Consider the following 25,994-nt stretch of genomic DNA (forward strand, 5'->3'; position numbering starts at 1 on the left):
CAACATTTCTTACTGGTTTAAACCTATGCATTCTCAACTCATCGAACACATTTTCGCTATTTCTGAGCGTTACAGGTTAACGGTTCGAAGCGCCATAAACGCCAGCGAATTAGGCATAGGCGCTATGCATGTTCGCAGCCTTAAGATTATCGCAGAGACGCCTGACTGCACAGCAAATCACATTGTTATTAAACTGGTCAGGGACAAAGCCCAAGTTGCACGTTTGGTAAAAGAGCTTCTAACCATTAAACTCATCGATAAGAATGCGCATCCAGACGATAAACGCAGTCAAATTTTAACCTTAAATTCTCAAGGCAAAAAATTGATGAAGCAGTTACAGCATGCGCAAGAGAAAATTCAGGCCCAAATGACGCAAGGTTTAAGCGCTGAACAACAACGACAGTTTGAAGACATTGCCCAGCATATTTCACACAATTTAATGCCAAGCAAAGTCTAACGCCCTAAGGCGCGCATTGCTTCTAGCGGATAACGAAGTCCGTGGATTTTATGCTTATCAATGCGCTCAGCGATCTCTTTCCATTGGGTGCCCGTTCGTTTAAGCGCCATAGCACCGGCGTTTTCCATCACCCGTTTCGGGCTGCGCGTACCAGGAATACACACATAGTTTTGACTTTGATGCAGCACCCAAGCCAATGCTAATTGTGCAGGCGTGCAATTTACATCATGAGCAATCGCTTTTATTTCATCAACAAGAGCCAAATTAGCCGAGAGGTTTTGCTCTGTAAACCTAGGGTTGTTCAAACGCCAATCACCCGGCTCAAAATCTTGGCGGCTAGTAAATGCACCAGTTAAAAACCCTCGCCCAAGTGGGCTATAAGCGACTAGGCCAATACCTAACTCATTACAGGCAGGTAATATATGTCCTTCAATGTCGCGACTCCATAAAGAGTATTCACTTTGTAGTGCACTAATGGGATGCACCCTACACGCTCGCGTTAAACTATCGACACCCGCCTCGGATAGTCCTAAATACCTGACTTTACCAAGTTTAACGAGATCCGCCATGGCACCAACGGTATCCTCGATGGGTACATTCGGATCCATTCTGTGTTGATAGTACAAATCGATACAATCAACCCCTAGGCGTCGCAAACTTGCATCACAGGCGTGCTTAACGTATTCAGGTCTACCATTAAATTCTATAAAATTGCCGCTATTATCGCGTACTATGCCAAACTTAGTGGCCAAGGTGACGTTATTTCGTGCCCTAGGATGCTTTTTGAAGTAGCGTCCGAGTAATAACTCGTTAGTTTTCGGGCCGTAGATGTCCGAGGTGTCCCAAAAGGTTACTCCGCTATTGAGAGCTTGGCTAAGGGTCGCAAATGAATCATGAGGCTCATGAGAGCCATAGAAATCCGACATCCCCATACAGCCTAAACCGACACCAGATACCGCCAAACCTTGCTCACCTAACAATCGTGTTTGCATGCTTTTTACCTCTCATTATATAAATCAACAGTCAAAATCCATCTAAAGACTACGCCAAGAAAAAGTTGATTTATGTGGGCGATACTCGAATTAGTTTGCCTAATCCTCCAAAGGCGCTGGGATCACCTTTTCATCGTGTTATGACGTGGCATACTAAATTAAGTATTCAAATGAACATATAACAGAGGGACGTGCTGTGAATAATTTGATTTGTAGAGCCCTAAGCATGGCCTCACATGAAGGTGACTTTGCTACCTGTATCCCCCACTTAAGCCTATTTCGTAGGGATAGCCCCACGCCTTCCCCTATGCCGGTGATCTATCAACCCAGCATTTATATGGTACTACAAGGCGCGAAAGCAGCATTCTTAGGCAAAGAGCGCTATTTATACGATACGATGCACTATTTGGTCAGTTGCGTGCCTCTGCCGTTAGAAGGACAGATATTACAAGCAAGTTCAGACACCCCCTACCTTGCTGCACGCATTAGCCTTGATACTCAAATGATAAATGAGTTACTCGTTGAAATGCCCCTTGAACCCAAGCCTCAATCGCTCTCAGAACATACTGCCGATGCGCTAAGCCCAGCTAGCCGTGGTATTTACGTCAGTGCGATACACTCAGATATACAGAATACCCTATCTAGGTTGTTAGATTTTGCTCAATCCAAGGTAAAAGCCCATGTATTAGGGCAACTCGCCCTTAAAGAACTCATATATTATGTGCTAAATGATGAACATGGTGCATTGCTACGAAGCTTTGCCTGTCAAGATCGCCAGCAATATCAAATCGCCAATGTACTGCAATACATCAATAGGCACTACGCGTTAACTATGGATATACCTAGCTTAGCCAGTAAAGCCAACATGAGTGAGTCTTCGTTTTATCACCATTTTAAAGCAGCAACAAATACAAGTCCTATTCAATATATAAAGACCGTACGCTTACATGCAGCTAAACGAAAGATGCTATTTGAACAATACAATGCTACTGCTGCCGCTTACGAGGTTGGCTACACGAGCACCTCACAATTTAGTCGAGAGTATCGTCGCCTATTTTCTGTGCCCCCTGCACAAGACGCGCGGATATTAACTAGGGTATGATGTGATGTCGATACACTTAGGGTACCTATGCATACATCATCTCTTCTTTCGTTCTGGATCCGTTTTTCGCTTTTATTGTGCCTAGTAATCGCTACAACTAGCTACGGCGATGATAATTTATTACCAAGTGTTGAAGAAATACAGCAACGATTAAAAGCGTCCGCGGATGCAGCTGATATTTCTGATAAAGAAAAAGACCAGATAGAAAAGTCCTACCAGCAAGCAATTGATGACATTAGGGCAGCGCAACAATATGAGCAACAAAGTCTAAAATACCGACAAGCGATTAAAGACGCCCCTGACGCACTGAGCAAAATTGAGCAACAACAAGCTCGCTATTCTGCGCCCCAATTACCCAATGAGCCACTGGATGGCCAAACTGTATTGAGCTTACTAAATGACATGGAGGGTAAAGTCACAAGTTTGCGTGCAACCACATCTGAGCTGAAAGCCAACCTCGATGACGAACGCCGTTTATTACTTCGTCAGATTATCAGTGACACCCAAACGGCAATCGATGCGACTAACAACAACCTGAGCACTGATGATAAGAACAACCCTTACCAATTAGCCGACAATATCGCTCAGACTGCCCAACGAAAAATGTTGCAGTCCAAAATTGATGCAATCAAACAGCGCCTAGCCTATCGACCGGACCATCTCGCACTACTTGAAGCGCAAATATCTTTTGAACAAAAGAGGCTCAATGGCGCTATTAACTTGCGTGATAAACTCACTGCCTTACAGAGTCAATTAGATAGCAAAGCGAATGCTTCTAAATTATCGCAACTGCAGGCTGTTACGGCCTCTTTAATTAGCGCCCCAAAATCGTTGCGTGATATCGCCAAACACAATGAAGTATTAGCCCAACAGGCAGCCTCTTTATCCGAGCAACAAGATAATACCAGTGATGAACTCAATCGAATTCAAACACAAATAAACGAGCTGAATAATAAGTTCTCTTCGCTCAATCGCTTACTCGAGCTCGAGGTTTATGAATCATCGGCGGTCTTTGGTAACGCCCTTCGACAGGAGTGGGAGCAAACTTCGAGCGTAATCAATAGCAGTGAAGCGATCAAACAAACGGAAATGCTATTGGTCGATAACCGAGTGGCTATGTTTAGCATTAACCAGAAGCGCGCACCATACGACGTACCAGAAGTAAAACCCTTAATGGCCCAAATAGGCAAAGACAATACACGCTGGAAGGATGAAGCGCACAACCTGATCAATCAACGACGAGAGCTTATTTCTCAGCTAAGTTCGGCCTATACACAGCACGTGGATACCTTATCAGTTTTATTGGATAAATTAGGTTACTTGAGTCAAAGAAGTCAAACCTACAGTGATCTATTAGAAAGTAATTTATTTTGGATCCCAAGTGCTACGCCATTTAACGTACAAACGGTAGCGGCAGCAGGCGATTCTGCGGCGTGGCTGTTTCGCACGGAACATTGGCAAAACGTAGTACAAGCTATTGTGCGTAATGTGCAACAAGAACAAATTAGTTTATTCACAATACTGTGTGCTTTTGTTCTCACGATAATATTACGAAAGCGTTTAAAACAACGCTTAACAGATATCGCCCCTAATATTGGAAAGGTACAAACAGATGCATTTCAATTCACCCTTGAAGGGCTAGCCATTACGTTAGGTTTGTCCTTACCTCCCGCATTATTGTTGTTTGCCTTAGCACTGCTTAGCGATACCCAAACGGGCTTTTCCAACAGTTTAAGCAATGCATTTTTCGTTGGTGGATTAATGATGATTTACCTTGAGTTCATGCTGCAACTTGTGCGAAAAAATGGATTGGGTGAAGTGCATTTCAGGTGGAGTGAATCCAACCTCGCATTACTGCGAAAGAACAACAGGTTACTCATTATTGTTTTCATTCCTGTTGGCATCATAATGACATTGCTAACCAATCAAGCGAGTGTCGAAATTCGTGAAGATTTAGGGCAATTTGCGCTTATTATTTTATGTTCTTCGCTTGCCATTGCGGGAACAAGGGTTACGCGTAACGCCTACTATCGCCACCGTAGCTCGCTTTATACATCTAAGCGATTTTCTTACTTTGTCTATTCTCTGCTTATTTTGGTACCGGTATTTTTAATCATTTTGTCCGCCATTGGCTATCAATACAGTGCGCAACGCATCCTCGCATTGATGTTAGAAACAGCCGTTTTGTGTACTTTGGCTTTGTTAGTGTATTACACATCAGAGCGCGCTATCTCTGTCAAAGCAAGACGAGTCGCATTTGAAAAAATACGCGCTAAACGCGCAGCCACTTTACTTGCCAATGAGCAACAAGAAGCCGCTGAACAATCAGGTGAAGGCGTTCCTGATATTATCGATACACAAGAGCTAGATAGGCATACCATTACTAGTCAAACCAAAGCTGTCATTCGGCTGATTATTTGGCTAGTACTCTTAGGAGCCCTTTCAATAGTATGGCAGGATATTTCACCCATAGCCTATTCGCTTGACGATATTGTTATGTGGGAAATTAGTAGTGATGATCCGCAAACTCCCGCGCAACTCATCACACTTTGGAGCTGCCTGCTAAGTTTAGCTATTTTGTTTATCAGTGTTATCGGGGTGCGAAATTTACCCGGGTTACTGGAAATGACCGTGCTTGGTCGGTTAAATCTGTCACCGGGTACCAGCTATGCCATCACGACTATGTTGAAATACACCATCGTCATTGTCGGCATCATCGTTTCAGTCAATATTCTCGGTGCCCAATGGTCAAAGTTACAATGGCTTATTGCAGCATTAGGCGTCGGCTTAGGGTTTGGATTACAAGAAATTGTGGCTAATTTTGTATCGGGTATCGTGATCTTATTTGAACGCCCTATCCGCTTGGGCGATACGATCACAATTGCTGGGCATAGTGGCACAGTCACCCGAATTCGGATCCGCGCCACCACAGTAAGCGACTGGGACAGAAAAGAGCTGATCATTCCGAATAAAACCTTTATCACGCAAGATTTCATCAACTGGACCTTGTCAGACCCCGTTACCCGTATCGTCATCCCCGTTGGCGTCGCTTATGGCAGTGATACAGAAAAAGTCGTATCCGTTTTATTAAACGAAGCGAATCATAACCACAATGTATACCAAGATCCCGCTCCTGCAGCCTTATTTCTGGCCTTTGGTGACAGTAGTTTGCTCTTTGAATTACGGGTGTTTGCACGTGCTGTCGTAGACCGAGCTATGGTGACGCACGAACTCCATATGCAAATTGAAAAAGCCTTCAAACAAGCGGGAATTGAAATAGCGTATCCTCAACAAGATGTGCACGTAAATATGCGTGACCCAATCGATATTAATATCGCCACAACCAAATCTGATAGCCCACTAAAATAAACATGCTTAGAAAGTACGGGGCACTTCCCTTGGGGCTTTTTCATTTAAGTATCATTCACAAAGAAATGGGTAAATCGAGAATTTTCTTTGGCACATGAGCGGCGATCCGGTTAGCATAAATCCTTAAGTTTCAGATTTAAATAAGGTATTCATGCTTTCTCCTAAAACCATTTTCCCATTCACTATGCTTTCCATTCTCATACACAGTTCATATGCTGTTGCGGAGCAAACGCCTCCTGTTGAGGTGATTATTGTAAGCGGCGCTCACTCAAAAACAGATGTCATGGCTCTTGATAGTAACGTAGAGCGTATTAATCAAGAGGACATAGAGCGGGTTAATGCAGCACTGGCCAGTGATATCCTAAATCGCGCAAGCGGTGTTTATGTGCAAGCTAATAATGGTGTTGAAAACCTACCTTCATTACGCTCGCCAATTCTTACTGGACCAGGAGCCGGTGGTGCCTTTCTATTTATGCAAGATGGTATAGCAACGCGTGCAGCAGGATTTGCCAACAATAACGGCTTAGCAGAACTGAACTTGGCCCAAGCCGATAGCATTGAAGTGATCCAAGGCCCTAACAGTGCAGTGTATGGCTCTAATGCGGTTCACGGAGTAATCAATGTGCTGAGTTTATCGCCGCAAAACGGCGGAAATGCTGAGATCACATTTGGCCCGAACGAGCGCGTTCAGTTTAATGGTGCCGTAGGCCATGTTGACAACACAACTGAGGTATCTCAAGGGGTTGGCTTAACGCTACAAGTTATTGATGATGGAGGTTATCAAGATGAAAGTGGATTTACTTCCACTAAGTTGGGACTTAGGCATGATTTTCAGCGAGACAAGTTAACAATTCAAAGCACCTTATCGGGATTTGATCTTGACCAAGACACCGCCGGATTTATTGCCTCAGGGGATAACGGCGAAGGCTGCTTCAGTTCGACTTTTGCTCCGAGTGAATTATACAAAGACCGTTCAGCAATGGAAAAAAACTGCGATACAGACGCCTATCGTCAATGGTCATCCTTGCGTGGTGCTAGTCACATCAATTACCAGTTAGACGCCAATCAAGCGTTAAATTTCACCCCCTATTTTCGTACAAATAGCATGGAGTTCAGGCAGCACTATTTGCCTTCAAGAGCAATCGAGGAAAATAGCCACTACAGTGTTGGTCTGAATTCTGATTACCAATGGCAGGTAAACAGTGCCGTTGCACTTGTCGTGGGTTTAGACGCCGACTGGACTCATGGTGAACTGACAGAAACTCAAGAACAAGGTGATATGTTTAGTTTTGGTAAAGCTCGCCAACAAGGTGTGCATTTTGATTATGAGGTTAATGCCACTACTCTCGCCCCATTCATACAAGTTAATTGGCAAGTCAATAACGCGTTAAGCGTCAATTCAAGCCTGCGTGTTGATTATACAGATTACGATTACAACAACTTAATCAGTGATGGCACTACCAAAGCCGACGGCTCTTTTTGCGTCAATAATGATGATGAAGAAGTAAGCTGTTTGTATCAACGCCCAGCAGATCGGGATGATAGTTTCAACAATACCAGTGCCAAAATAGGCGCTAATTATAGGTTGAATGAATATGTATCTTTATTTGCCAACTGGACAAACGGATTTCGTGCCCCTCAAACCACTGATTTGTACCGGCTACAAAATCAACAAACCATTGGCACAATAGAATCAGAAGAAGTAAATAGTATTGAAGCTGGCGTGCGTAGTGCTTTTCAAAACCTACAAATTCAAGCCGTTATCTACAGCATGCAAAAAGATCATTTCTTCTTTCGGGATGACGATGGCTTGAATGTAACCGATGGTGAAACGGATCATAAAGGCATTGAGCTCAGTACGCTATACCAACTACTTGAGAACCTAAGTATTTCAGTAAATTATGCTTATGCGCAACACGAATACGATTTTGATCGTCCAAGTAGCGGCGTGATAAGTGGCAATGACATTGACACCGCTCCGCGTCATCAGGGAAATGCAAGAATAAACTGGCAACCTACCGCTGAAACTGAGCTTGAATTAGAATGGCAACACATCGGTCGCTATTACCTTGACCCGGCAAATGCTCACGAATACCAAGGACATGATTTACTGCATTTACGCGGTCAGTGGCAATTAAATAAACGTGTTAACCTAACAGCAAAGCTAGAAAACCTGACCGACCAAAAGTACGCTAGCAGAGCTGACTACGCTTTCGGATCATACCGATACTTCGGTGGTCAACCTCGCGCCATATACGTTGGGGCCAATTATAGCTTCTAACGGAATCTATGAGTTTTCATCATTAAGCAGCACGAGATGGAAAGCTAAAGAAGTCATTCCCCCCTACTCACGTAGGGGCGTTGCGCATGTTTTCACCCTACATTATTAGAGTGGCGCAGCTTGTTTTTGACGATTAAACTTATCGGCATCAACCCCTTTTTTCCAGTAGCCCGTTGCAAACAAATTTAAACGGTCGTACTGAAGATCATGTAATAGCATCCCTTTGATGGTTCGTACACTTCTTGCTTCGAGGCCAAAGAACACATGAGTTTTATCATTGGGTAACGCTTTAGCAGCGGCCTCAACTCTATCTTCAAAAGAATGTATCGCTTCGTCTTCTATATGCCATTCCACCTCTAAATGCTCCCCCGCATCCATTGAAATAATATCGCTGCGGGTTGGCACCGTTATGACTGACTTTAACGTTGAATGTTTAGGAATATACTTAGCAAACCCATTTACCGCGTTGAGTGACGTTAGATCGCCGATTAACAAGTAATTTTCTTGGCTGAAATCAGTTAGTTTGGGCGCTCCTGGCCCCGCAATACCAGCAAAGTCGCCTACTTTGGCGTTCACCGCCCAATTTGTCGCCGGCCCATCATGCCGATTGACTACAAAATCAATTGCCAGCTCCAATGTTTGCGCATTAAAACTGCGAATGGTGTACGACCGTTTAAAAGCAGGTCGCGATGCGTCAAGCGCTAATTCAGGATAGATTTCACCTTCATGAGGCACGAGTACTTTAACGTGCGCCCCTTCCTTTCCTTCTGGAAAACCAGCTAATTGGTCTGAACTAAAGACAATCCTGCGAAGATGCGGAGAAAGCGATTCTATGCGGATAATTTTAACTAAACGTACTTGGGGTTTCATAATCCCTCCTATATAGTTGACTATATCAACTATATCAGGAAAAATTCATTTATCAAGAACAAATGAGAATAATTATTATTTAGTCAAAAATCTCAAAAATAGAAAACGCCTGATCATAGTGATGCAGGCGCTCTTTACATTGTTTATTGTCAGCATGGGTTTGAACAACCGTCGTGCTAACCGTTTTTAGAGTTGACCTGGAGGCACCATTTTACCGCCCGTGCCAATTAAACTAGGCGGTACAATTTTTCCACCCGTACCGATAATAGCTGGCGGTACCATTTTACCACCGGTACCAATCAAGCTAGGAGGAACCATCTTACCGCCTGTGCCTATAAGAGCCGGAGGAACCATTTTTCCACCTGTACCAATTAAGCTTGGAGGAACCATTTTACCACCCGTGCCTATGGCGAATGCTGAGCTAGAAGCAAGAACAGATAAAACAACAGTGGCAGTAAGTGTTAATTTTTTCATGATAAATATCCTATGTATGATCTTAAGTGGACGAATTTCCACCAAAGTGATTATCAAGGATATTTATCGGCAATGTCACATACAAGGTTAAATTATGAGCATATAAATAGTATGTTTAATTGAACAGGTGTTTACGCTTTAAACCAGTTTTTAGAGATAAGAATGTAGCCTTGGAATAAGACCAAGAGGGCTGAATACGTGGTCAACCCGTGGAAAATATAAGGTGCAGCGTAGTAGACATAGGTGCTAGAGACATCAAAAACCCGGCGCAATATGTATTCCAGCAAAATAAATTGATGCAGCAAAATATAGAAGAAGACTAATTGATACAAAGAGTGATCTAAGTTTAATGAGCGATATTGGCTAGGAAAATACTTCGCCATAATAAAGACTCTGGCGAACAAAAAGTGCCTTACCCATAGATTTATCGTCAGGAGCAACACATACCAGAATATCATTGGTGCATTTTGCTTACTGATGTACCAATAGCCCTCAGTCACTAAACAAAGCACCACCACCAAAACCGTCGGCAAGCGCATACTGTCTTCGCTTACCTTAAGTAGGGTCCAGCAGGCCACTAAGTAAGTTAGTATTTTTAACGGAAATTGAAATTGCTCACTAATAACAAGAGGATACAGCAGCTCAGAGGATAAGTTCGCTCCTGCTGAAATAACAATAATACTCACTAAATTAATGTCGCGAATAAACAACACCGCAACAAAGCCCAACAAAGCAAGATAAATTTTTTCAAACAGTAAGCTGTCGCCGTATGTTAAAAAACCGGCACAGACAAAAAGAATAGAACCAACGAATTTTGGAATGCGTGTAGAGCTAATAAACACGCGGACTAGAGTCTATCGGTGATAAATTTAAAGTAGCCTACAATTTGATTAACGAAGTTGTTACGGGTCTCTTCTTTCGCTTTAGTACGACAAACAGACCACCATTTTTTAACGACTTCAATTTGTAAAGTACGTAATGATTCAGGTTTGTTGTTTTCAATCGCAGAAACAGTTTCTCGGCTTAACCCTACTCTAAGCGCAAGTTCACCCTGTGTGTAGCCCGCCTCTTTTCTGAGGTTTCTTAAAATAACAGGCAGTTCACTACTCTGTAAATCCATATATCTGAAGCCTAAAGTTCAATAAAGAAAGCGGTTAATAAATTCGACACTCAATGGTAACTATTTTACGACAGTCAAGTAAAGATAATTCCCTTTCTAAGCTAGAACAAAATTTCAGCACCTAGCCTTTTGTTATTCTATCTGTTTATATTTTAATCGACAAAACGTCTACTGCAACTAGCTTAATTACTTAGGTTAGGCTGCTCAATTTTCGAGCTAGAGTCTGCGCCAACTCTATGGGCCAAACTTTTCTTAACTAATAATCGCGCTGTTTCATGTTCCGCGTGAACAAACGCGCATATACCCATACCATCCAGTGCTTTTTTCTCTGCCTGACTATTAATCTTGACGATCACTTTCGCATGAGGTGAGAAATCCAATACAGCTTGGCAAATAATTTTTTTCTTCAGTAAATTGGTCACAGTCAGAATAACGCTTGCCGACTCATCCACTTTTAAAGACTCGAGCACAGGGCGTTTATCTAGATGCCCAAAATAAGCCATATACCCCCGTTCCCGCGCTAATAAAACGTGTTGTAAGTTATCGGAGATAATCACAAAACGTATGCCTTTTGTGCTGAGTTCTTTGGCTACAATTCGACCCACGATAGCGAAGCCACATATGACAGTGTGTTGTTGCTCATTAATAGGGGTGATTTTGTCTGATTCAAAAAATTCAACGACAAAAAGCGAAGCCAACTTGTAGATATTATTGACCATAAACGGGGTCACAATCATAGAAAGTACAGTCACTAAGATGAGGAAACTGCCCAATTCATTGGAAATAATATTCTCACTTAGCGCTAACGAAAATATCGCAAACGAAAATTCACCTATCTGACACAAGGCAATAGCCGTCTTAACTGAGTCACTTTTATTCGATTTGCGCCGTATAAGGGCAAAAATAAACAGCGCTTTGACTAACATAGCCAGCGCAAGAACGCCCAGGACCCAGAAGAACTCTTGATAGAAATAGCCAATGTCTATTTTTGTACCAATAGAAAAGAAAAATGCACCGAGTAAAATATCTTTGTAAGAAGCGATATCAGATTCTACTTTCACATGAAAGTTTGTTTCTGCGATGATCATGCCTGCGATAAATGCGCCAAGGGAATAAGTAAATCCCATTTCGTGGGCCAGTATCGACGCGCCGATGACGATGGTCAGTACCGAGCCCAAAAACAGCTCTTCTAATTTCGCATTAGTAGAAAAGTGTAACAACCATTCGATGATTTTTTTACCTAGCGTAAACATAAACACAATCACTAGGGTTGCTGATAGCAAAGTATTTAACAATACATCACCAACAGATAGCTCGCTGTTAGCTAAAAAACTGATCAATAACAGGATAGGAATGACCGCTAAATCTTGAAAAATTAAGATAGCCACCGACTTCTCACCGTAAGGCGTGACGACATCTTTTGATTTCTTCAGGTAACTGAGCACAATAGCCGTAGAGGACAAGCTAAACGCAAGGGCAATAATGACGGACGCGGTAATTGTTTGTGTAAATACATAGTGGGCCATGGCAAATATTAGAGAGGCACTGCCAGCAACTTGCACAAATCCGTTAAGAAACACCAGTTCCTTCATTTTTTTGAGCTTATTAAAAGAAAGCTCTAAGCCAATGGTAAACATCAGAAATACGATGCCAAATTCACCTATAAGGTCTAGCGAATGTAACTTTTCGCTGTCGCCAAAATGGAATATATTGCTGATGATAGTACCGGTAATGATATAGCCAATAATGTGTGACACAGAAAGCTTCTTCAGCACTATATTCAGCACGGTTGCTATTGCCAAAGAGATAAAAATTATTAGTAAAACAGAGTCCATCTATACTTATCCAAATTTTAAATTCAGCCCAGCGCTACATCGCCCTAACAAACTTATAACAAAAAGGATGCGCAAATGATATTTATAGCGAATTTCGGAATAAGTAGAATATACCGCACCTTCTCACATGTCTATTTGAATACAGTGCTAGTCAGAAAAATCTATAGTCATACATAAGAAAATTCTTAAAAGCCCACTATAATTCAATTTATCGCATCACCCGCTTCGTTCGCCTCATTGCGTGTGAAGCACAAAGCGATAAAGAGACTGAGCATCATTCAAGCACGCCTGACTTGGAATACTGTCCTTTCAATAGCAACCAACAAGGACGTAAAGATGAAGCGTTTCAATCGACTATCCACCCTTTGGGCTACCATTACATCTCACACTACACCACACTCATTCAACAAAGTAGAAAGTATCGCAATACCACTGGCGGCTCCCAGACCTTTACCCGCTACTATCTCGGGGATAAAAACAGCGCTGCTAGCCAGTATGTTTTGTCTGCTTAGTTGTTCATCGAATTCGACGGGTTCGGGTGCACTAGCTGATGACCCACTCACTCGAGAACAGGATAATATTGAGGCGTCCACTACGAATAACGTAACCGAAGCCTCCCTACCAACCCCAGAAAAGAACCTTTTTAATGGGCAGATAGCGCCGCTTTTGACAGGCATGGGAGAGCATGGGTTTTACCTTTCAAGGGGGAATCAACAAGCGCAAAAATTTTTCAATCAAGCCATGGCTTTAACCTATGGTTTTAATCATTTGGAAGCTAGGCGCTCTTTCAAACAAGTCGCTATACTCGCGCCTCAAAGCGCGCTTGCATACTGGGGCCAAGCATTAGTGCTAGGCCCCAATATCAATGGTCCAATGAAGTCAAACGCGGTGCGCCCTGCATTCAATGCGATCTCAAAAGCACAAGCATTGAGCCAATATGCTTCACCAAAAGAAGTCGCGCTCATTCAGGCGCTCAAAATGCGTTATTCACAAGATGAGACGTTGTCTGACAGGGCCAATTTAGATGTAAAATACGCCAACGCTATGCGAGCATTAGTCCTGCAATATCCTGACGACCCTAATCTTCGAACCTTGTTAGCAGAGTCGCTCATGGTGATCCATGCTTGGGATTACTGGCATAGTGATGGGCGACCAAAAGAATGGACTCCTGAAATATTAACGGTATTAGAAAAAGGACTTAAAATTGCCCCATTACATGCCGGTCTGAATCACTATTATATTCATGCTGTTGAAGCATCGAAGCAGCCAGAGCGAGGACTAGCCAGTGCTAAGGTGTTAGAAGAAGCAGTACCAGGTGCAGGACATCTCGTACATATGCCCTCACATATCTATATTCGCACCGGTCATTACCAACAAGGGGTTGTTAGCAATGAGAAAGCTATTTTGGTCGACAATAACTATATTGCCCAGTGTAACCAACAAGGTGTTTACCCCTTAGCTTATGTTCCCCACAACCGCCACTTTTTGTGGGCAATGGCAAGCATGCAAGGAAGCAGTCACAAAGCCATCAAGGCAGCTGAGCACATGGCCAAGCACATAGACACCAACTTAATGACCGAAGAAGGACTAGGGACACTTCAGCATTACTGGGTTACTCCTTGGTATGCTTATGTTCGCTTTGGTAAGTGGGAAAAAATAATGAGTATCCCAAGACCGGAAGCTAGGCTCTTATATCCTTTAGCAGTATGGCATTACGCCATGGGTAGCGCATTCACCGCTAATGGGCGGCTCGCACAAGCCAATATCCACTTACAACAGTTACAACAGTTGGCGACGAACCAAAAGCTTGCTGATATCACGGTCTGGCAAATAAATGACGCATACAGTGTTATCAATATTGCTGCCTTAGTTCTTGAAGGCGAATTGGCGGCCAAATCACAAAACAACTCTGATGCTATTCGTGCCTTGAAAAAAGCGGTGGCATTAGAAGACGAGCTAAATTATAACGAGCCATCAGATTGGCATGCGCCTGTTCGTCAATCACTTGGTGCTGTGCTACTCGCATCAGGTGATTTTGCCCGAGCGCAACAGGTTTACCTACAGGATCTACAGATATTTCCAGAGAATGGTTGGTCACTGTACGGTTTATACAAAACGCATTTGGCGCGAGGTAATACAACTCAAGCTGCCAAGGTAAAGGAGCGTTTTTTAAACGCCTGGCAATACGCTGATATTGAACTTGACAGCTCAGTGGTACATTAGCTGCGCACCGTAATATACAAGATTATATTGTTCTTTATCAGCAACTTACGCTTTCACTTATTTTAAAATATACGGACATTAATGGTTATATACAATCATATATTGTGAGACGTTTCGTTAGGTCGTATCATGGCGCCACAAATCAGCCCACTAGAGCTTAACATGACAGATACAAACATCGATTCAGCGGATTTTATGTCCCAGATTAAACACACCCAAGAGTTATGGGCGTTGCAAGATAAAACCAGCGACGGCTGGGTAATACTAGATTCTATTAACTTTGAAAACACTGATGTGATGCCCCTTTGGTCAAACCCACAATTGGCGAAAGAACATTGCATTGATGAGTGGCAAGATTACGTGCCAAAAGCCATTACAGTGTCAGATTGGCTAGAGTTTTGGGTTGAAGATCTTGCGCAAGATAACGTGGTAATTGGCATTGAGTGGCAAGATGGAGGCGAGTATTTAGAAGTAGAACTCGCTGATTTCAGCCAAATGCTCGCTGAAGTTGAAAGATTTTAACGGCTTCTAAACAACACTGAACGCGGCTCACGCTGCGTTCAGCATATCGTTATTCTTCTAAGACAATGCCGTTTTTCAAAACGCCTATGCCTTCTACATCTACTTCGGCAATATCACCAGGTTGTAGGAACACCGGCGGGTTTCTGGGATACCCTACTCCTGACGGTGTTCCCATCGCAATGCAGTCACCAGGCTGTAATGTCATGCACTCACTAATTTGTACTAACGTCGTCACAACATCAAATACCATGTCATTGGTATTGGCGAGTTGCATAACCTGGCCATTCAGTCGCATTTCTATTTCTAATCCCTTCGCCCCAAGAGGTAATTCATCTGGAGTAACTATCCACGGGCCAAATCCACCTGTTTGATCAAAGTTTTTGCCCATAGTCCATTGTGTGCTCCAGCGCTGGTAGGGTCGTACCGAGCCATCATTAAACAAAGAATATCCCCAAACAGCGTCAAGTGCATTGTCCCTGTTAAGGTATTTGGCTTCTTTGCCAATGACCACGAGTAACTCGGCTTCGTAATCAAGCTTTTTATTAACTTTGGGTAAGAGCAAAGGTTGGTTATGCGCCGCTAGGCTAGTAGGCGTACGCATAAAAATTGCGGGATGCTCAGGTACAGTATTATTACCTTCTTTGGCATGATCTACATAGTTTAATCCCAAACACAGAAATCGTTCAGGGTTCCCTACAGGTAGGGCGAATTCAACGTTATGTAAAGGGAGCGTTGTTCCACTATAACTTGAGATTTTTTGGCGAAGCTCATCTAGTACTTCGCTTCCCTTTAAGATCAGTCCTTTCATATCTTGGGGTAAATTCTCATCTACACTATGCAAAGGAATGATGCTGTCTTGACGTTTTACTGCCAGTTTAATCTGTCCGTTTTCGTTATACTGAAGAAATTTCATAGTGTGGAAAGTTCCTGACTAAGTTGACGTAAGCGAAAATGATGTTCGACGGATAATGTTTCGCCTCTGTCAGTGGGAATATAAATGGGTTCATGGGTGAGACTAGGCCTCACTCCGCCTACTGCGTCAATATCAATATATTCACAATCTGAAAAAAACAATTCGGTAATAACAGATTCACAACCAGACGCAGAAACAACCACGTGCAAATGCGCACTGCGCCATGGACTGCGAGCAAACGCGTTTAATAAATCACCCACGGGACCGTCCATGGGTACAGAGTAAGGCTTAGGTCGAATAGTATTCAACGCAAACATTCCTTGATCATCTGTGTATATTCGACCGCGGTTATTCATATCGTCTTGGGTTTCATCTTCATTTGAATACAAACCTGAGTCTGCATTGTGCCAAATATCAAGTAGGGCATTTATAATCGGGGTCCCCTGCTCGTCAGTTACAATCCCTTTAAAGACCAAAGGTATGCCAGGCTCATCAACTCGGCATAGCGATTCACCTTGTCGAATAACAGGTGCATTTTCGAGATAAAATGGGCCCAAAGGACTGGCTGGAGTCACTTCTGGATTTTTTGTTGCGGCGAGTAAATCGACTAAGCTCGTGATCCCCATCACATCAGACAACAACATAAACTCGTCCCGTGTTTCTGTTGTTTTATCACCCACACGGTAGAAAAAATCTAGAAGCTTGACCCATTCGCCGTGAGATAAATCCACTTCGCGAATAAATCCATGCAGGCATTTCACTAACCCTACCATAAGTTCTACGTTTCGCGGGCTCTGGGATGTCTCAAATGAAGCGGCAATATAGTCAGTTATTGTGTCCTGCGTTAAATTTCTCATGTTTTCCCCTCTATTTTTCTGCAGCCGCTTTCTACATACACTTACCTAAATGGGTAATCTGCTGTTTGCTACTAGCGTGGCTCCCATGCTACAACTGCACGCTGAAACCCATCTCGAGCCGCTACTTTGTCATACCATTGCATTAAATCTGCGTATTGCTCTACATGTAAACCGCACAGTTTATATCGGTGAACATTGGCAATCGCGGCGATATCTGCCAAGGAAAATTCGTCACCTGCAAGGTACTTGACTTCACCAAGTCTCGTGTTTAACGCTTTTAAGAAAGCGTAGGCTTCGTTAATGTTGCTTTGTACAAGCTCGTCTGAAAAGCCAGCAACAAAGTCGTTTACAAACTGTAATAGCTCAGGATTTTTTTGATGGGTTAAGTAATAGTCAACTTCTTTAGGATCAGAATAATGGCCTAACTTTTTAAATATTAATTCATAGGTAAGATGCTTTAAGCACCACTGGTTCTCGTTAGATAAATCGACCCATTTTTGCATCTCACGCTTATGATCTTCATTCTTAGGATGTAGTTCGGGCCCGTCGAACACTTCATCTACGTAGGCAATGATATCGACTGACTCTAACAGTAGTTTTCCGTTATGGATAAAAGCCGGTACATAGCCCTTAGGGTGAATTTGTTGATATTCTGACGTCGCGTTTTCCATTAGGTGTAAATTGACAGGGTGGCTTTCCCATTCAATGCCCTTTTCTTCCAAAGTAAATCTTACGCGCTGCGAACAGCTAGACATGCCAAAATGGTATAGGTGAACCCCTTGCATAGATTGAATCAATAGATTGCTAGTTTCGCTAATGGCCATTCATTTGTTCCTGCTAACTGATGAGCGTTTTACCTAACTCATGTACTCTTTAATCGTATTTATGGACAACACTCGCGCCAAAAACACCACCATGCGATACATGCGAACCACATGTTAATTTAATGTACTTATACTGTAAGCTGCTGTCAACAAATATGAGAGGCGTATCCTTTAAATTAAGCAGGTAAAGCAATACACCAAATTCGGGTTACCTAGACTTGAGTGAAGGATATGATTTGCAGGGATTTTCAGAGTGAGATGTCGCGCTGTGAATGAGCATTACAAGTAAAATAATAGGCAAAAGACCATTCAAATTGCTACTAAACAAAGAAGGATAAAATGCTACTCGCTGTTCAGCGTTGAATAAGAGCGTTGTGCTCACTCAAGCTAATAGCCGTTTACTGGCCACTAAGGTAACAGCGCTTTCCAGCGCCATCAATTTGCCCCGTAATAAATTACTTTAAAAAATGAGACTGATACAAAGTGCAAAAATAAACGCCAAACTGCCAAGTAAGGTTTCCATTACCGTCCATGTCTTTAAGGTAGTTTTTTCATCCATATTTAACAGTCGACTAACCAACCAAAAACCAGAATCGTTAAAGTGCGATAAAACAGTCGCTCCGCCAGCAATAGCTATAACTAAACAACATAAATCCACTGCTGATAATCCAGTATTCATTGCCACCATAGGGGTTAACAAAGCGGCCGTCGTTGTTAGCGCTACCGTTGCTGAACCCTGCGCCACACGCAGGCTCGCAGATATAATAAACCCAGCCACAATAATTGGCATACCGGTATCGGCTAGCAGCCCTGCTAATGCATCACCAATACCGCTGGCCCTGAGTACACCACCGAACATTCCACCAGCGCCAGTGACCAAAATCACAGCGCAAATAGGTGCCAAAGAATCACCGCACCACTGCTCTATTTTATGCATGCCAAAGCGTCGGCTAAATATAGTAATAGTGACTAATAGAGTAATCAGCAAGGCAACAGGGGTTTTGCCCAATAAGCGCAGTATGTGCACAAATCCACTGTCACCTTGTATAACATTGGCAGCAATGAGTGTGTTGAGGCCTGTGTCCATAAAAATTAGGCATACTGGTAAAAGTAAAATGAGCATCACACTAGAAAAACTGGGCAGATCTCTTGCTTTATCTTCTTCTAAATTCGAACCATTTTGACTAAAAAGTGAATGCAAAGGGATACCGAAACGTTTCCCTGCATACTGGCCAAATATGTAGGCACCTAAGTACCAAGTTGGGGCAGCGATCACCAGCCCTATTAACAGTAGTAAACTTATGTCAGCCCCTAAAAACTCCGCAGCTGCGACAGGACCAGGGTGCGGTGGTACGAAGGCATGCATCACTGCGAACGCCCCCGCAGCTGGCAAGGCATAGGTTAGTACCGAGCCATTAAATCGATGGGCGACGCTAAAGATAATTGGCATCATCACAATTAAGCCTGCGTCAAAAAAGATAGGAAAACCAAAGCATAGTGATGCAATCCCTAATGCTAGGGGCGCTTTGTCCTGACCAAAGCGATTCACTAAATTTTCCGCCAGTACCTGCGCCCCGCCCGACACTTCGAGCAACTTACCTATCATTGCACCTAGCCCGACCAGCAACGCCACTGACGCTAAGGTACCGCCAAAACTGCCCATCAAGGTAGGCACCACTTCTGTCACACTAATGCCTGCGACTAAGGCTGTGACTAAACTAACTAAAGAAAGTGCAATAAAAGCATGAATACGAACCCGCACAATAAGGAATAACAAGGCGAGTACAGCACCTAGCGCGACGATTAATAAATACCAAGGTTCATGAATAAAGGGCTGATTTTGCATGTTAAAGCTTCATTTGTTGTTAATTAACAACAATTTAACATCAACCAAGGGGAGATTCATCCAATAATGTGAATTAATTGCAAAAAGACTATAAGGGGTCCACGTGCCTGTTGACCCGCTCATTTTTCGGTGCTCATTTTTCAGCGCTTATTGGTATAAGTACTAAACTCAGAAAGTATTAACGGCCTGACCTAAAATGGTATTAGTGTCTCCCGTAATAGCATAAAAAATACTATTTTTGCGCTGCAACCACTGATATTTCGACGAGCAACTCAGATCTTGCCATGGCGGCTTGCACGCATGCTCTTGCTGGTGCATGCCCTTGAGGTACCCATGCATCCCAAACGGCGTTCATTACAGCGAAGTCAGCCATGTCTTTGATATATATGGTCGCTGATAACATGTGTTCACGATCACTATTGGCACTTAATAATAGCGCGTCGACTTTATCCAACATGGTCTGAGTTTGTTCCTCAATGCCCTTGCTGGCATCCGCTGCTACTTGTCCACAGAGATACACAGTGCCTTGGTGTATAACCACTCGGCTCATCCGTTGTTTGGTTTCTTTACGTTCGATTATTGCCACTTTACCCTCTAACTATTCAGCATATGATTAAAATGAAGTGGCGGATAATAGCAATTTAGGCCTAGGTGTGGTGATTTTTTACGTATAAATCCCCCCTCTCTACTCATGGCCGGTTCATGAGTGAGCCATAACATTACGCATTCCTAAGCTGAAGATACCCTTGGTGCGTACCGTTAGGCAATTGATATTGGATGTATCTTAGGCGTAGTCCTGTTTAGGCACATTTTACGATCTCAACATCGAACGTCGGCTCCATAAGTTCTGACACAAAAGAACTTGGCTGATTTCTATCAGCGAGTATATACACCTTGTGCTTCGCTCGGGTTAACGCGACATACAACAAACGCCTTTCCTCCGCATTTGGAAACTCCTCCTCAACTGGCAACAGTGCTTCCAATAAAGGTGAGGATATCTTACTCGCTGGAAAACCGTGTTGTCCTTGGGTCATCCCAGTGAGAATGGCATAGTCCGCTTCTTTCCCTTTCGCAGCGTGTATCGATAAACTCCTGATCTGCAGATCTGAATACTGTTGATTGAGTTTTTTTAACGTTTCTTTATCGGGTAATTGAAACCAAAACCGCCCTAAGATATACACAGTTGAGACTTGCGTAGTATGCCGCGCCCTGCCCCTACCGCGCATTTGAATGTGAATATCTGCCAGCGCTTTATGCAGTAAAAAATCAATGGATTTTGTGTTCACCTCGCTAAAAAGCATGGATACGCTTGGCTTATCTGCCTTGGACAAGGAGCGTATTTCTTTGTTTATCTGCTCAGGATTTTGGCTAACGAACTGTGTTGCGGTATTCCCGATACGATCATTAAAACGAAACGTCTGATCTAGTATACTTTGTGAACTGGGACCGAAATACTGACTAAAACCTGTGGTCAAGCTGACATCTGCACCACTAAAACGATAGATGGCTTGCCAATCATCCCCTACACAAAATAAAGAGGCGGGCTGAGCTCTTTCTAGCTGAGCTCTTTCTAGCTGAGCTCTTTCTGGCTGAGCGCTGTTAAGCCAAGTGCTGTCACGTAGCGCTCGCACTAAACGGGCACGCGGCTCGGAAATGTCCTGAAATTCATCCACCATAATATATCGCCACGGAGCAATAAACTTATTTTGCTCCACGTAATGAATCGCTTTGCCAACCATGTCTTCAAAGTCAATTTGCCCATGTTGGCTTAAGTGCTTTTGGTATTGTTGATAAATAGGCCTTAGCAAGCTAAAGGCGAGGCGGATGTGTTGAATATCAGTTTTTGTGGCATTTCCTGCCACCCTGTTTAGTATTTTTTCTAGGGTTAGCTTACCTTGGCAGGTCGATTTGAATACTGTGATGAATTGACTTAGCAAGCCCGCTAACTTGGTCAAACGCCCTGACTGTCGCATCATATTCAATACAGCTTCATCGTCTATCGGAACACTGTCTAACTGCATTTTAACCACGCCTCGCTTTAACGCGTGGTTTAATCTCCCTTTAGCATACTGATGATAAAACAACTCAATACAGCGGCTACCCCGTTGGCGATACAATTCGCGTTTACTCTGCATCATCTGTTCAAAGTGATGTTTATCTTTATATATTGGTGTATCACCATTTTCATCGATCGCGTAATAATCGATATACACATTAGTTACTGGCAAATAAAAGTCAGCCTTAATTACGCCAACCACACTATTGGCGCCATCAGCACCACTTTTGTGATGGTAATTACTGCTAACACGCTTACCTTTACCTAACGCACCGAACTCATACGTTGCTTGGTAGTGATATTCAAAACCGTTTAAGAACAGCCAGTTCGCAATATGCATATGAGCAACATCACTAACACGCTCACCTTTTAAGGTGCAAATATCGGCGCTTCTTAAATACTGATCTACCTCACTTTGTGCAGTAAACTCAAATGTGTTTTTTGGCTGATAATAAAATTCGCTCACGTATTTTATCAGTTGTTGGCAGTAGCGCGCGTTGAGTAACTGGCGTTCCATCTTAGCCTGTACCCATTGCGTTTTTGCTTCTTGATCATTTACCCAAGCAGATAAGCTCGGTTGTTTGCCCTCAACGTGGCTAATGATGGTTAAACCTAAGCTATGAAAAGTACTGGTTTTGATGTTATCAATACCCAGCTTGTCTTTAATTCGTTCATCCATTTCTGTCGCGGCTTTTTTACCGTAGGCCAGCAATAAGATTTCTTCTGGACGTGCCTGCTCACTCGTTAATAAATAACCGGCTCTTGCGACCATAACACTGGTTTTTCCCGTGCCAGCGCCCGCTAGTAATAAGTTGCTGTCATCATCAATAACAGATGCTCGGCGCTGCTTTTCTGTCATCGGATTTGACTCAACGGTATCAAAATAATGACGGTAAAGACGCAGTTGGTTCTGAATAAAGCACTCTCGTAGCTCGGCGATATCCGTTTCACTCCAATTGTGCATCACGTTAAGCTTTGCAACCGCATCTCGGATTGTATGACTTAAAGGGCTACTTTGTGCCCAAGGCATCCAACGTGGGTATTCTTTGGCTACTCGTAGTTGTATGGCTTGTAAGCGAGAGTGCCTTAGGTATCGCGCCTGTATTGTGTTTTCCACATTACTCACTAATGTCAGTAATCGCTTTTGATGATAATGTGCCCACTGACTTTTAATTTGACCGGCCAAGGCTCTGCTATCGCGGTAGCCAATAAAATGTAGTTCGTGTAAAACCCCATCCACCCGATAGATCAATGTAGCCCCAAGCCAGCGCCATTCAAAGACCGGAGGTACATCGAAGTGCTGCCATAACAATCTATGTCTCTTTCCTTTAACCTCGGCTTTCGAACTGTCTTTAACCGCAAGCGCTTTTAATGCGTTTGGTGGCACGAAACCATCAGGAAAAACAATGCCATGTTCATCGATCATTAGCTCAGACTGCAAAGAGGAAAACAGCCGCCCAAACCAACTAAGTTGAATAGCAAATGATGTTGTGTGTATGGGGTGTGTATTATGATTAGATGAGTTAACTTCAGGTGGAGTAGCCGTCAAAGACGGTGAAACTTTCGAACGCAAAGGAACCTACTATTACATGGTTGTTAATTTAAAAATGTTTACTGTTAGAAGCGGCGAAAAGTCGTGTTGAAACACGTCGAATAATGAAAATCACCCACATCACTTACAATACGCCTATTCCTTTGAATAATCGCGTTCAAGTGATGCGCGTGTTGACCTATGATTAGTACGTTCTTTTTACCCAACCAACTAAATACCAGCTGTCTTCAGCATTTTTTGATTTACGGATCGCGCTGATGTCTTTTAGATTTTGCAAACTTGTCTCAAGTTCACTCTCTGACAAGGCGCTGCGCTCATAACGGATTAAATGAGAATTAATTTTGGTTAGCAAATCCTTGCCGCTGATCGTATTGGTTCGTCTCGCTCTTACAAACCACATGCACCAAATCACCATTGCATCATTTTCACTGATGGTAACGTGTTGTAAATCGCTGATTAAACGTAACAGCTCTATAAAGGCATATATTCCTAGCCAGGGTTCATGCTTTGGGGTAACGCCAAGAGGTTGACTTTTTTCAATGTGCTCAATCAGCGTACTGATACTGAGTTTGATGTTTCCCGGTTTTACCAGCTGTGCTGGATCAACGTCCAATTTTACATCGGAAACACGTTTTTTAGGGGCTCGCACAGCGATCGCAGGATTAAGCGTAGTGGTTATTAGCTCATCTGTAGCCTGTGGCTCTATTCCGACTTCAATCAACGAGTTACGTAATACTTGCGTTACTTGCGACTTTTTATTTTGAGCCTGTTCATAATCGGGTTCCATATCCTTACCTCCGTTATTATTATATTTTTACTCATACCACTGTCACGACTCTGACTTTCCCCAATTAAAGGGTGAACATTAAGATGAATGTTTATCAACAAATCCTGAACAGAAATCGGTTTATCTCGACCTAATAGATTGACTTAGTAAGATAGTTTCTCCCAAATGCAACATCTTTGATGTAAAGCCACACAGCGACCGAGTTAGTTTGGTTACATTACCATAAAAACCACTGCAAATCTTAAAGAAGGCCTGAATTAACACTTATTGCGCCGGTCTTAATAAGCGATCTATCCTAAAAAAAATGCCACTTCATTATTTTAACAACCTAAACACATACAAAGTGAACACTGTGCTCTTAAAAAGCCAGCCCCAAGGGACAATGCTCCCCATGCCATGAAAAACCTACATGATCGCGTCACATTTTTACCTAATTCAACTAAGCTAACTTCGCAATCGTGTGTGAGCCGTGACCTAAGAAAACCTTTCAGTCCCACCAACAATCTAGGCTCGCATCAAGCGCAATGCGAAACGACGCCCGCAAAATCGCTTTGGCACATTAATTGATGAACTTCGCTCAATATTGAGACGTTCAATAGATAAATTGCACACAACGACAAATATCCACTTTGTTCGAAAAGCAACATTTGACGTAACAGGAGGGAAACATGTTTTTTGAATCTTGGGATGAAATCCTGCGGATAGTCATGAGTACATTAATTGTGTACTTGTTTTTATTGATCGCGACACACCTAATGGGTAAGCGATCGTTTGCTAAAATGAACAACTTTGATTGGGTTATCACAGTTACCACGGGCACTATTTTTGGGCTAGCAATATTACTCAAAGACGTCTTACTTTCACAGGTGTTAATAGCCGCTTCCTTCTTGTTCTTTTTACAGTATCTAGTCACACTCGCCAGTGCACACTTCTCCCGTTTCGACAAAGTCATAAAGGTGTCTCCTCAATTGGTCTTTTTTGATGGTCATTACATCGATAAAGCCATGAAGGACGCGCGCTTAACCTGCACTGACGTAGAAGCGGCCGTTAGAAAAGCAGGATTTGGTGACTCGAGTCGCGTCATGGCGGTCGTGTTCGAAGCTGATGGAGAACTCAGTATCGTGCCGAAAAGTGAAATTCATGATCAGCTTATTATGAAGTTACGCAGTGAAGCGGGCTAATGGCTAATGACTAATGAGCAAAACAAAGGGATAATCACTAGGGTCATTCCCTCAATAACCTCAGGTATTGAATATGACCGATGATTACTTTCACGTCCTCAACTTAATTGGCGTCGCTTTTTTTGCTGTATCAGGCACCCTACTCGGATACGAAAAAAAAGTAGGCGGCTTTGGCGTGGTCGTGGTGGCCAGCGTGACAGCCTTAGGCGGTGGCTCTCTGCGAGACTTACTATTAAATGAACCCGTATTTTGGGTGGCCGACCCGGATTATTTGTACTCCACATATGCTGCAATATTTATATCCGTTGCGTTTATCCGCTACTTGCCCCATGTTTCAAACTATTACTTTTTGCTGCTAGATGCGGTGGGTATGGCCATTTTTAATATTGTCGGCATCGAGAAATCTTTAATAGGTGAAACAGGTATGCTTATCGCCATTACCATGGGCACCACCACAGGTATTTTCGGTGGGCTTATTCGTGATGTGATTTGTAGAGAAGTTCCCTCAGTTATGCGAGGTGAGCTATACGCCTCCGCGTGTGTTGCGGGCGGTTTAGTGTACGCTGCATTGTTTACCTTAGGAGCGCCATATATTTGGTGTATTCTGGGCGCATTATTTGCCACTGTCTTTTTGCGAATGGGTGCTCTGCACTGGAACTGGCGTCCAAAAATTTTCAAAAAACGCCATTACACAGAATAACTTGCCTCAAACTCATAGTGACAGAATGTTTGA

Annotated in this window: 21 protein-coding genes; 8 read left to right on the forward strand and 13 right to left on the reverse strand. The window is 43.0% G+C overall.

Annotation, left to right across the window (positions count from 1 at the left end):
* The first annotated feature begins 25 nt into the window (after positions 1 to 25).
* Positions 26 to 457: a MarR family winged helix-turn-helix transcriptional regulator gene (locus tag FX988_RS03290; protein WP_160178327.1), complete on the forward strand. Its 432-nt coding sequence runs from the start codon at positions 26 to 28 to the stop codon at positions 455 to 457.
* On the opposite strand, the gene FX988_RS03295 is transcribed toward FX988_RS03290, so the two are convergent.
* Positions 454 to 1,449, reverse strand: coding sequence for an aldo/keto reductase (locus tag FX988_RS03295; RefSeq protein ID WP_160178328.1), 996 nt, complete (start codon positions 1,447 to 1,449; stop codon positions 454 to 456). The two genes, FX988_RS03290 and FX988_RS03295, sit on opposite strands and share 4 nt — an antisense overlap.
* A 196-nt stretch (positions 1,450 to 1,645) precedes the next feature.
* Here FX988_RS03295 and FX988_RS03300 point away from each other — a divergent pair, with 196 nt between their 5' ends.
* The 3 genes from FX988_RS03300 (at position 1,646) to FX988_RS03310 (ending at position 8,201) form a co-directional block, all read left to right on the forward strand.
* Positions 1,646 to 2,551, forward strand: a complete 906-nt coding sequence (locus tag FX988_RS03300) for an AraC family transcriptional regulator (RefSeq protein WP_160178329.1) — start codon at positions 1,646 to 1,648, stop codon at positions 2,549 to 2,551.
* 27 nt (positions 2,552 to 2,578) lie between these two features.
* Positions 2,579 to 5,920, forward strand: a complete 3,342-nt coding sequence (locus tag FX988_RS03305) for a mechanosensitive ion channel domain-containing protein (protein WP_160178330.1) — start codon at positions 2,579 to 2,581, stop codon at positions 5,918 to 5,920.
* 151 nt (positions 5,921 to 6,071) lie between these two features.
* On the forward strand, positions 6,072 to 8,201 hold the full coding sequence (locus FX988_RS03310; RefSeq protein WP_160178331.1) for a TonB-dependent receptor: 2,130 nt from the start codon (positions 6,072 to 6,074) through the stop codon (positions 8,199 to 8,201).
* Positions 8,202 to 8,306: 105 nt separating this feature from the next.
* Here FX988_RS03310 and FX988_RS03315 read toward each other — a convergent pair whose 3' ends face one another.
* The 5 genes from FX988_RS03315 to FX988_RS03335 all read right to left on the reverse strand — a co-directional run bounded on the left by FX988_RS03315 (position 8,307) and on the right by FX988_RS03335 (position 12,500).
* Positions 8,307 to 9,071, reverse strand: a complete 765-nt coding sequence (locus tag FX988_RS03315) for a siderophore-interacting protein (RefSeq protein ID WP_160178332.1) — start codon at positions 9,069 to 9,071, stop codon at positions 8,307 to 8,309.
* 186 nt (positions 9,072 to 9,257) lie between these two features.
* Positions 9,258 to 9,545: a hypothetical protein gene (locus tag FX988_RS03320; RefSeq protein WP_160178333.1), complete on the reverse strand. Its 288-nt coding sequence runs from the start codon at positions 9,543 to 9,545 to the stop codon at positions 9,258 to 9,260.
* A 131-nt stretch (positions 9,546 to 9,676) separates the two neighbouring features.
* Positions 9,677 to 10,387, reverse strand: coding sequence for a hypothetical protein (locus tag FX988_RS03325; RefSeq protein ID WP_160178334.1), 711 nt, complete (start codon positions 10,385 to 10,387; stop codon positions 9,677 to 9,679).
* A 5-nt stretch (positions 10,388 to 10,392) separates the two neighbouring features.
* The gene (locus tag FX988_RS03330) at positions 10,393 to 10,665 is read right to left on the reverse strand and encodes a helix-turn-helix transcriptional regulator (protein ID WP_160178335.1); all 273 of its coding nucleotides are present in this window, start codon (positions 10,663 to 10,665) and stop codon (positions 10,393 to 10,395) included.
* A gap of 182 nt (positions 10,666 to 10,847) precedes the next feature.
* Positions 10,848 to 12,500, reverse strand: a complete 1,653-nt coding sequence (locus tag FX988_RS03335; RefSeq protein WP_160178336.1) for a cation:proton antiporter — start codon at positions 12,498 to 12,500, stop codon at positions 10,848 to 10,850.
* A gap of 336 nt (positions 12,501 to 12,836) precedes the next feature.
* Between FX988_RS03335 and FX988_RS03340 the strand changes: the two genes are divergently transcribed.
* Both FX988_RS03340 and FX988_RS03345 read left to right on the forward strand, forming a co-directional pair.
* Positions 12,837 to 14,723 carry a tetratricopeptide repeat protein gene (locus FX988_RS03340; RefSeq protein WP_254700710.1) on the forward strand — a complete coding sequence of 629 codons (1,887 nt, stop codon included), beginning with the start codon at positions 12,837 to 12,839 and terminating at the stop codon, positions 14,721 to 14,723.
* 129 nt (positions 14,724 to 14,852) lie between these two features.
* Positions 14,853 to 15,245, forward strand: coding sequence for a DUF2750 domain-containing protein (locus FX988_RS03345; protein WP_160178337.1), 393 nt, complete (start codon positions 14,853 to 14,855; stop codon positions 15,243 to 15,245).
* Positions 15,246 to 15,294: 49 nt separating this feature from the next.
* Here FX988_RS03345 and FX988_RS03350 read toward each other — a convergent pair whose 3' ends face one another.
* The 7 genes from FX988_RS03350 to FX988_RS03380 all read right to left on the reverse strand — a co-directional run bounded on the left by FX988_RS03350 (position 15,295) and on the right by FX988_RS03380 (position 24,080).
* On the reverse strand, positions 15,295 to 16,158 hold the full coding sequence (locus tag FX988_RS03350; RefSeq protein WP_160178338.1) for a fumarylacetoacetate hydrolase family protein: 864 nt from the start codon (positions 16,156 to 16,158) through the stop codon (positions 15,295 to 15,297).
* On the reverse strand, positions 16,155 to 17,015 hold the full coding sequence (locus FX988_RS03355; RefSeq protein WP_160178339.1) for a dioxygenase: 861 nt from the start codon (positions 17,013 to 17,015) through the stop codon (positions 16,155 to 16,157). Before FX988_RS03355 ends, FX988_RS03350 begins: the two co-directional genes overlap by 4 nt.
* A 71-nt stretch (positions 17,016 to 17,086) precedes the next feature.
* Entirely contained in the window at positions 17,087 to 17,839 is a 753-nt protein-coding gene (locus FX988_RS03360) for a glutathione S-transferase family protein (RefSeq protein WP_160178340.1), read from the reverse strand.
* A 460-nt stretch (positions 17,840 to 18,299) separates the two neighbouring features.
* Positions 18,300 to 19,685 (reverse strand): GntP family permease, encoded by a 1,386-nt coding sequence (locus FX988_RS03365; RefSeq protein WP_160178341.1) that lies wholly within the window; start codon positions 19,683 to 19,685, stop codon positions 18,300 to 18,302.
* Positions 19,686 to 19,917: 232 nt separating this feature from the next.
* Positions 19,918 to 20,271, reverse strand: coding sequence for a RidA family protein (locus FX988_RS03370; protein WP_201751628.1), 354 nt, complete (start codon positions 20,269 to 20,271; stop codon positions 19,918 to 19,920).
* Between the two features lie 214 nt (positions 20,272 to 20,485).
* Positions 20,486 to 23,314 carry a UvrD-helicase domain-containing protein gene (locus tag FX988_RS03375; RefSeq protein WP_160178342.1) on the reverse strand — a complete coding sequence of 943 codons (2,829 nt, stop codon included), beginning with the start codon at positions 23,312 to 23,314 and terminating at the stop codon, positions 20,486 to 20,488.
* A 163-nt stretch (positions 23,315 to 23,477) separates the two neighbouring features.
* Positions 23,478 to 24,080 (reverse strand): hypothetical protein, encoded by a 603-nt coding sequence (locus FX988_RS03380; protein WP_160178343.1) that lies wholly within the window; start codon positions 24,078 to 24,080, stop codon positions 23,478 to 23,480.
* A gap of 668 nt (positions 24,081 to 24,748) precedes the next feature.
* Here FX988_RS03380 and FX988_RS03385 point away from each other — a divergent pair.
* Both FX988_RS03385 and FX988_RS03390 read left to right on the forward strand, forming a co-directional pair.
* On the forward strand, positions 24,749 to 25,261 hold the full coding sequence (locus FX988_RS03385; protein WP_160178344.1) for a DUF421 domain-containing protein: 513 nt from the start codon (positions 24,749 to 24,751) through the stop codon (positions 25,259 to 25,261).
* Positions 25,262 to 25,334: 73 nt separating this feature from the next.
* Positions 25,335 to 25,961, forward strand: coding sequence for a trimeric intracellular cation channel family protein (locus FX988_RS03390; protein WP_160178345.1), 627 nt, complete (start codon positions 25,335 to 25,337; stop codon positions 25,959 to 25,961).
* Positions 25,962 to 25,994 lie beyond the last annotated feature (33 nt).

The organism is Paraglaciecola mesophila, from assembly GCF_009906955.1.
In the GTDB taxonomy this organism is placed as follows: domain Bacteria; phylum Pseudomonadota; class Gammaproteobacteria; order Enterobacterales; family Alteromonadaceae; genus Paraglaciecola; species Paraglaciecola mesophila_A.

Excerpts from the sequence above, each read along its gene's own strand:
- FX988_RS03295 (WP_160178328.1), bottom strand. The coding sequence starts at position 1,449 with ATGCAAACACGATTGTTAGGTGAGCAAGGTTTGGCGGTATCTGGTGTC.
- FX988_RS03380 (WP_160178343.1), bottom strand. The coding sequence starts at position 24,080 with ATGGAACCCGATTATGAACAGGCTCAAAATAAAAAGTCGCAAGTAACG.
- FX988_RS03355 (WP_160178339.1), bottom strand. The coding sequence starts at position 17,015 with ATGAGAAATTTAACGCAGGACACAATAACTGACTATATTGCCGCTTCA.
- FX988_RS03390 (WP_160178345.1), top strand. The coding sequence starts at position 25,335 with ATGACCGATGATTACTTTCACGTCCTCAACTTAATTGGCGTCGCTTTT.
- FX988_RS03320 (WP_160178333.1), bottom strand. The coding sequence starts at position 9,545 with ATGAAAAAATTAACACTTACTGCCACTGTTGTTTTATCTGTTCTTGCT.
- FX988_RS03340 (WP_254700710.1), top strand. The coding sequence starts at position 12,837 with ATGAAGCGTTTCAATCGACTATCCACCCTTTGGGCTACCATTACATCT.
- FX988_RS03345 (WP_160178337.1), top strand. The coding sequence starts at position 14,853 with ATGGCGCCACAAATCAGCCCACTAGAGCTTAACATGACAGATACAAAC.
- FX988_RS03310 (WP_160178331.1), top strand. The coding sequence starts at position 6,072 with ATGCTTTCTCCTAAAACCATTTTCCCATTCACTATGCTTTCCATTCTC.
- FX988_RS03315 (WP_160178332.1), bottom strand. The coding sequence starts at position 9,071 with ATGAAACCCCAAGTACGTTTAGTTAAAATTATCCGCATAGAATCGCTT.
- FX988_RS03365 (WP_160178341.1), bottom strand. The coding sequence starts at position 19,685 with ATGCAAAATCAGCCCTTTATTCATGAACCTTGGTATTTATTAATCGTC.
- FX988_RS03360 (WP_160178340.1), bottom strand. The coding sequence starts at position 17,839 with ATGGCCATTAGCGAAACTAGCAATCTATTGATTCAATCTATGCAAGGG.
- FX988_RS03330 (WP_160178335.1), bottom strand. The coding sequence starts at position 10,665 with ATGGATTTACAGAGTAGTGAACTGCCTGTTATTTTAAGAAACCTCAGA.
- FX988_RS03290 (WP_160178327.1), top strand. The coding sequence starts at position 26 with ATGCATTCTCAACTCATCGAACACATTTTCGCTATTTCTGAGCGTTAC.
- FX988_RS03305 (WP_160178330.1), top strand. The coding sequence starts at position 2,579 with ATGCATACATCATCTCTTCTTTCGTTCTGGATCCGTTTTTCGCTTTTA.
- FX988_RS03385 (WP_160178344.1), top strand. The coding sequence starts at position 24,749 with ATGTTTTTTGAATCTTGGGATGAAATCCTGCGGATAGTCATGAGTACA.
- FX988_RS03335 (WP_160178336.1), bottom strand. The coding sequence starts at position 12,500 with ATGGACTCTGTTTTACTAATAATTTTTATCTCTTTGGCAATAGCAACC.
- FX988_RS03350 (WP_160178338.1), bottom strand. The coding sequence starts at position 16,158 with ATGAAATTTCTTCAGTATAACGAAAACGGACAGATTAAACTGGCAGTA.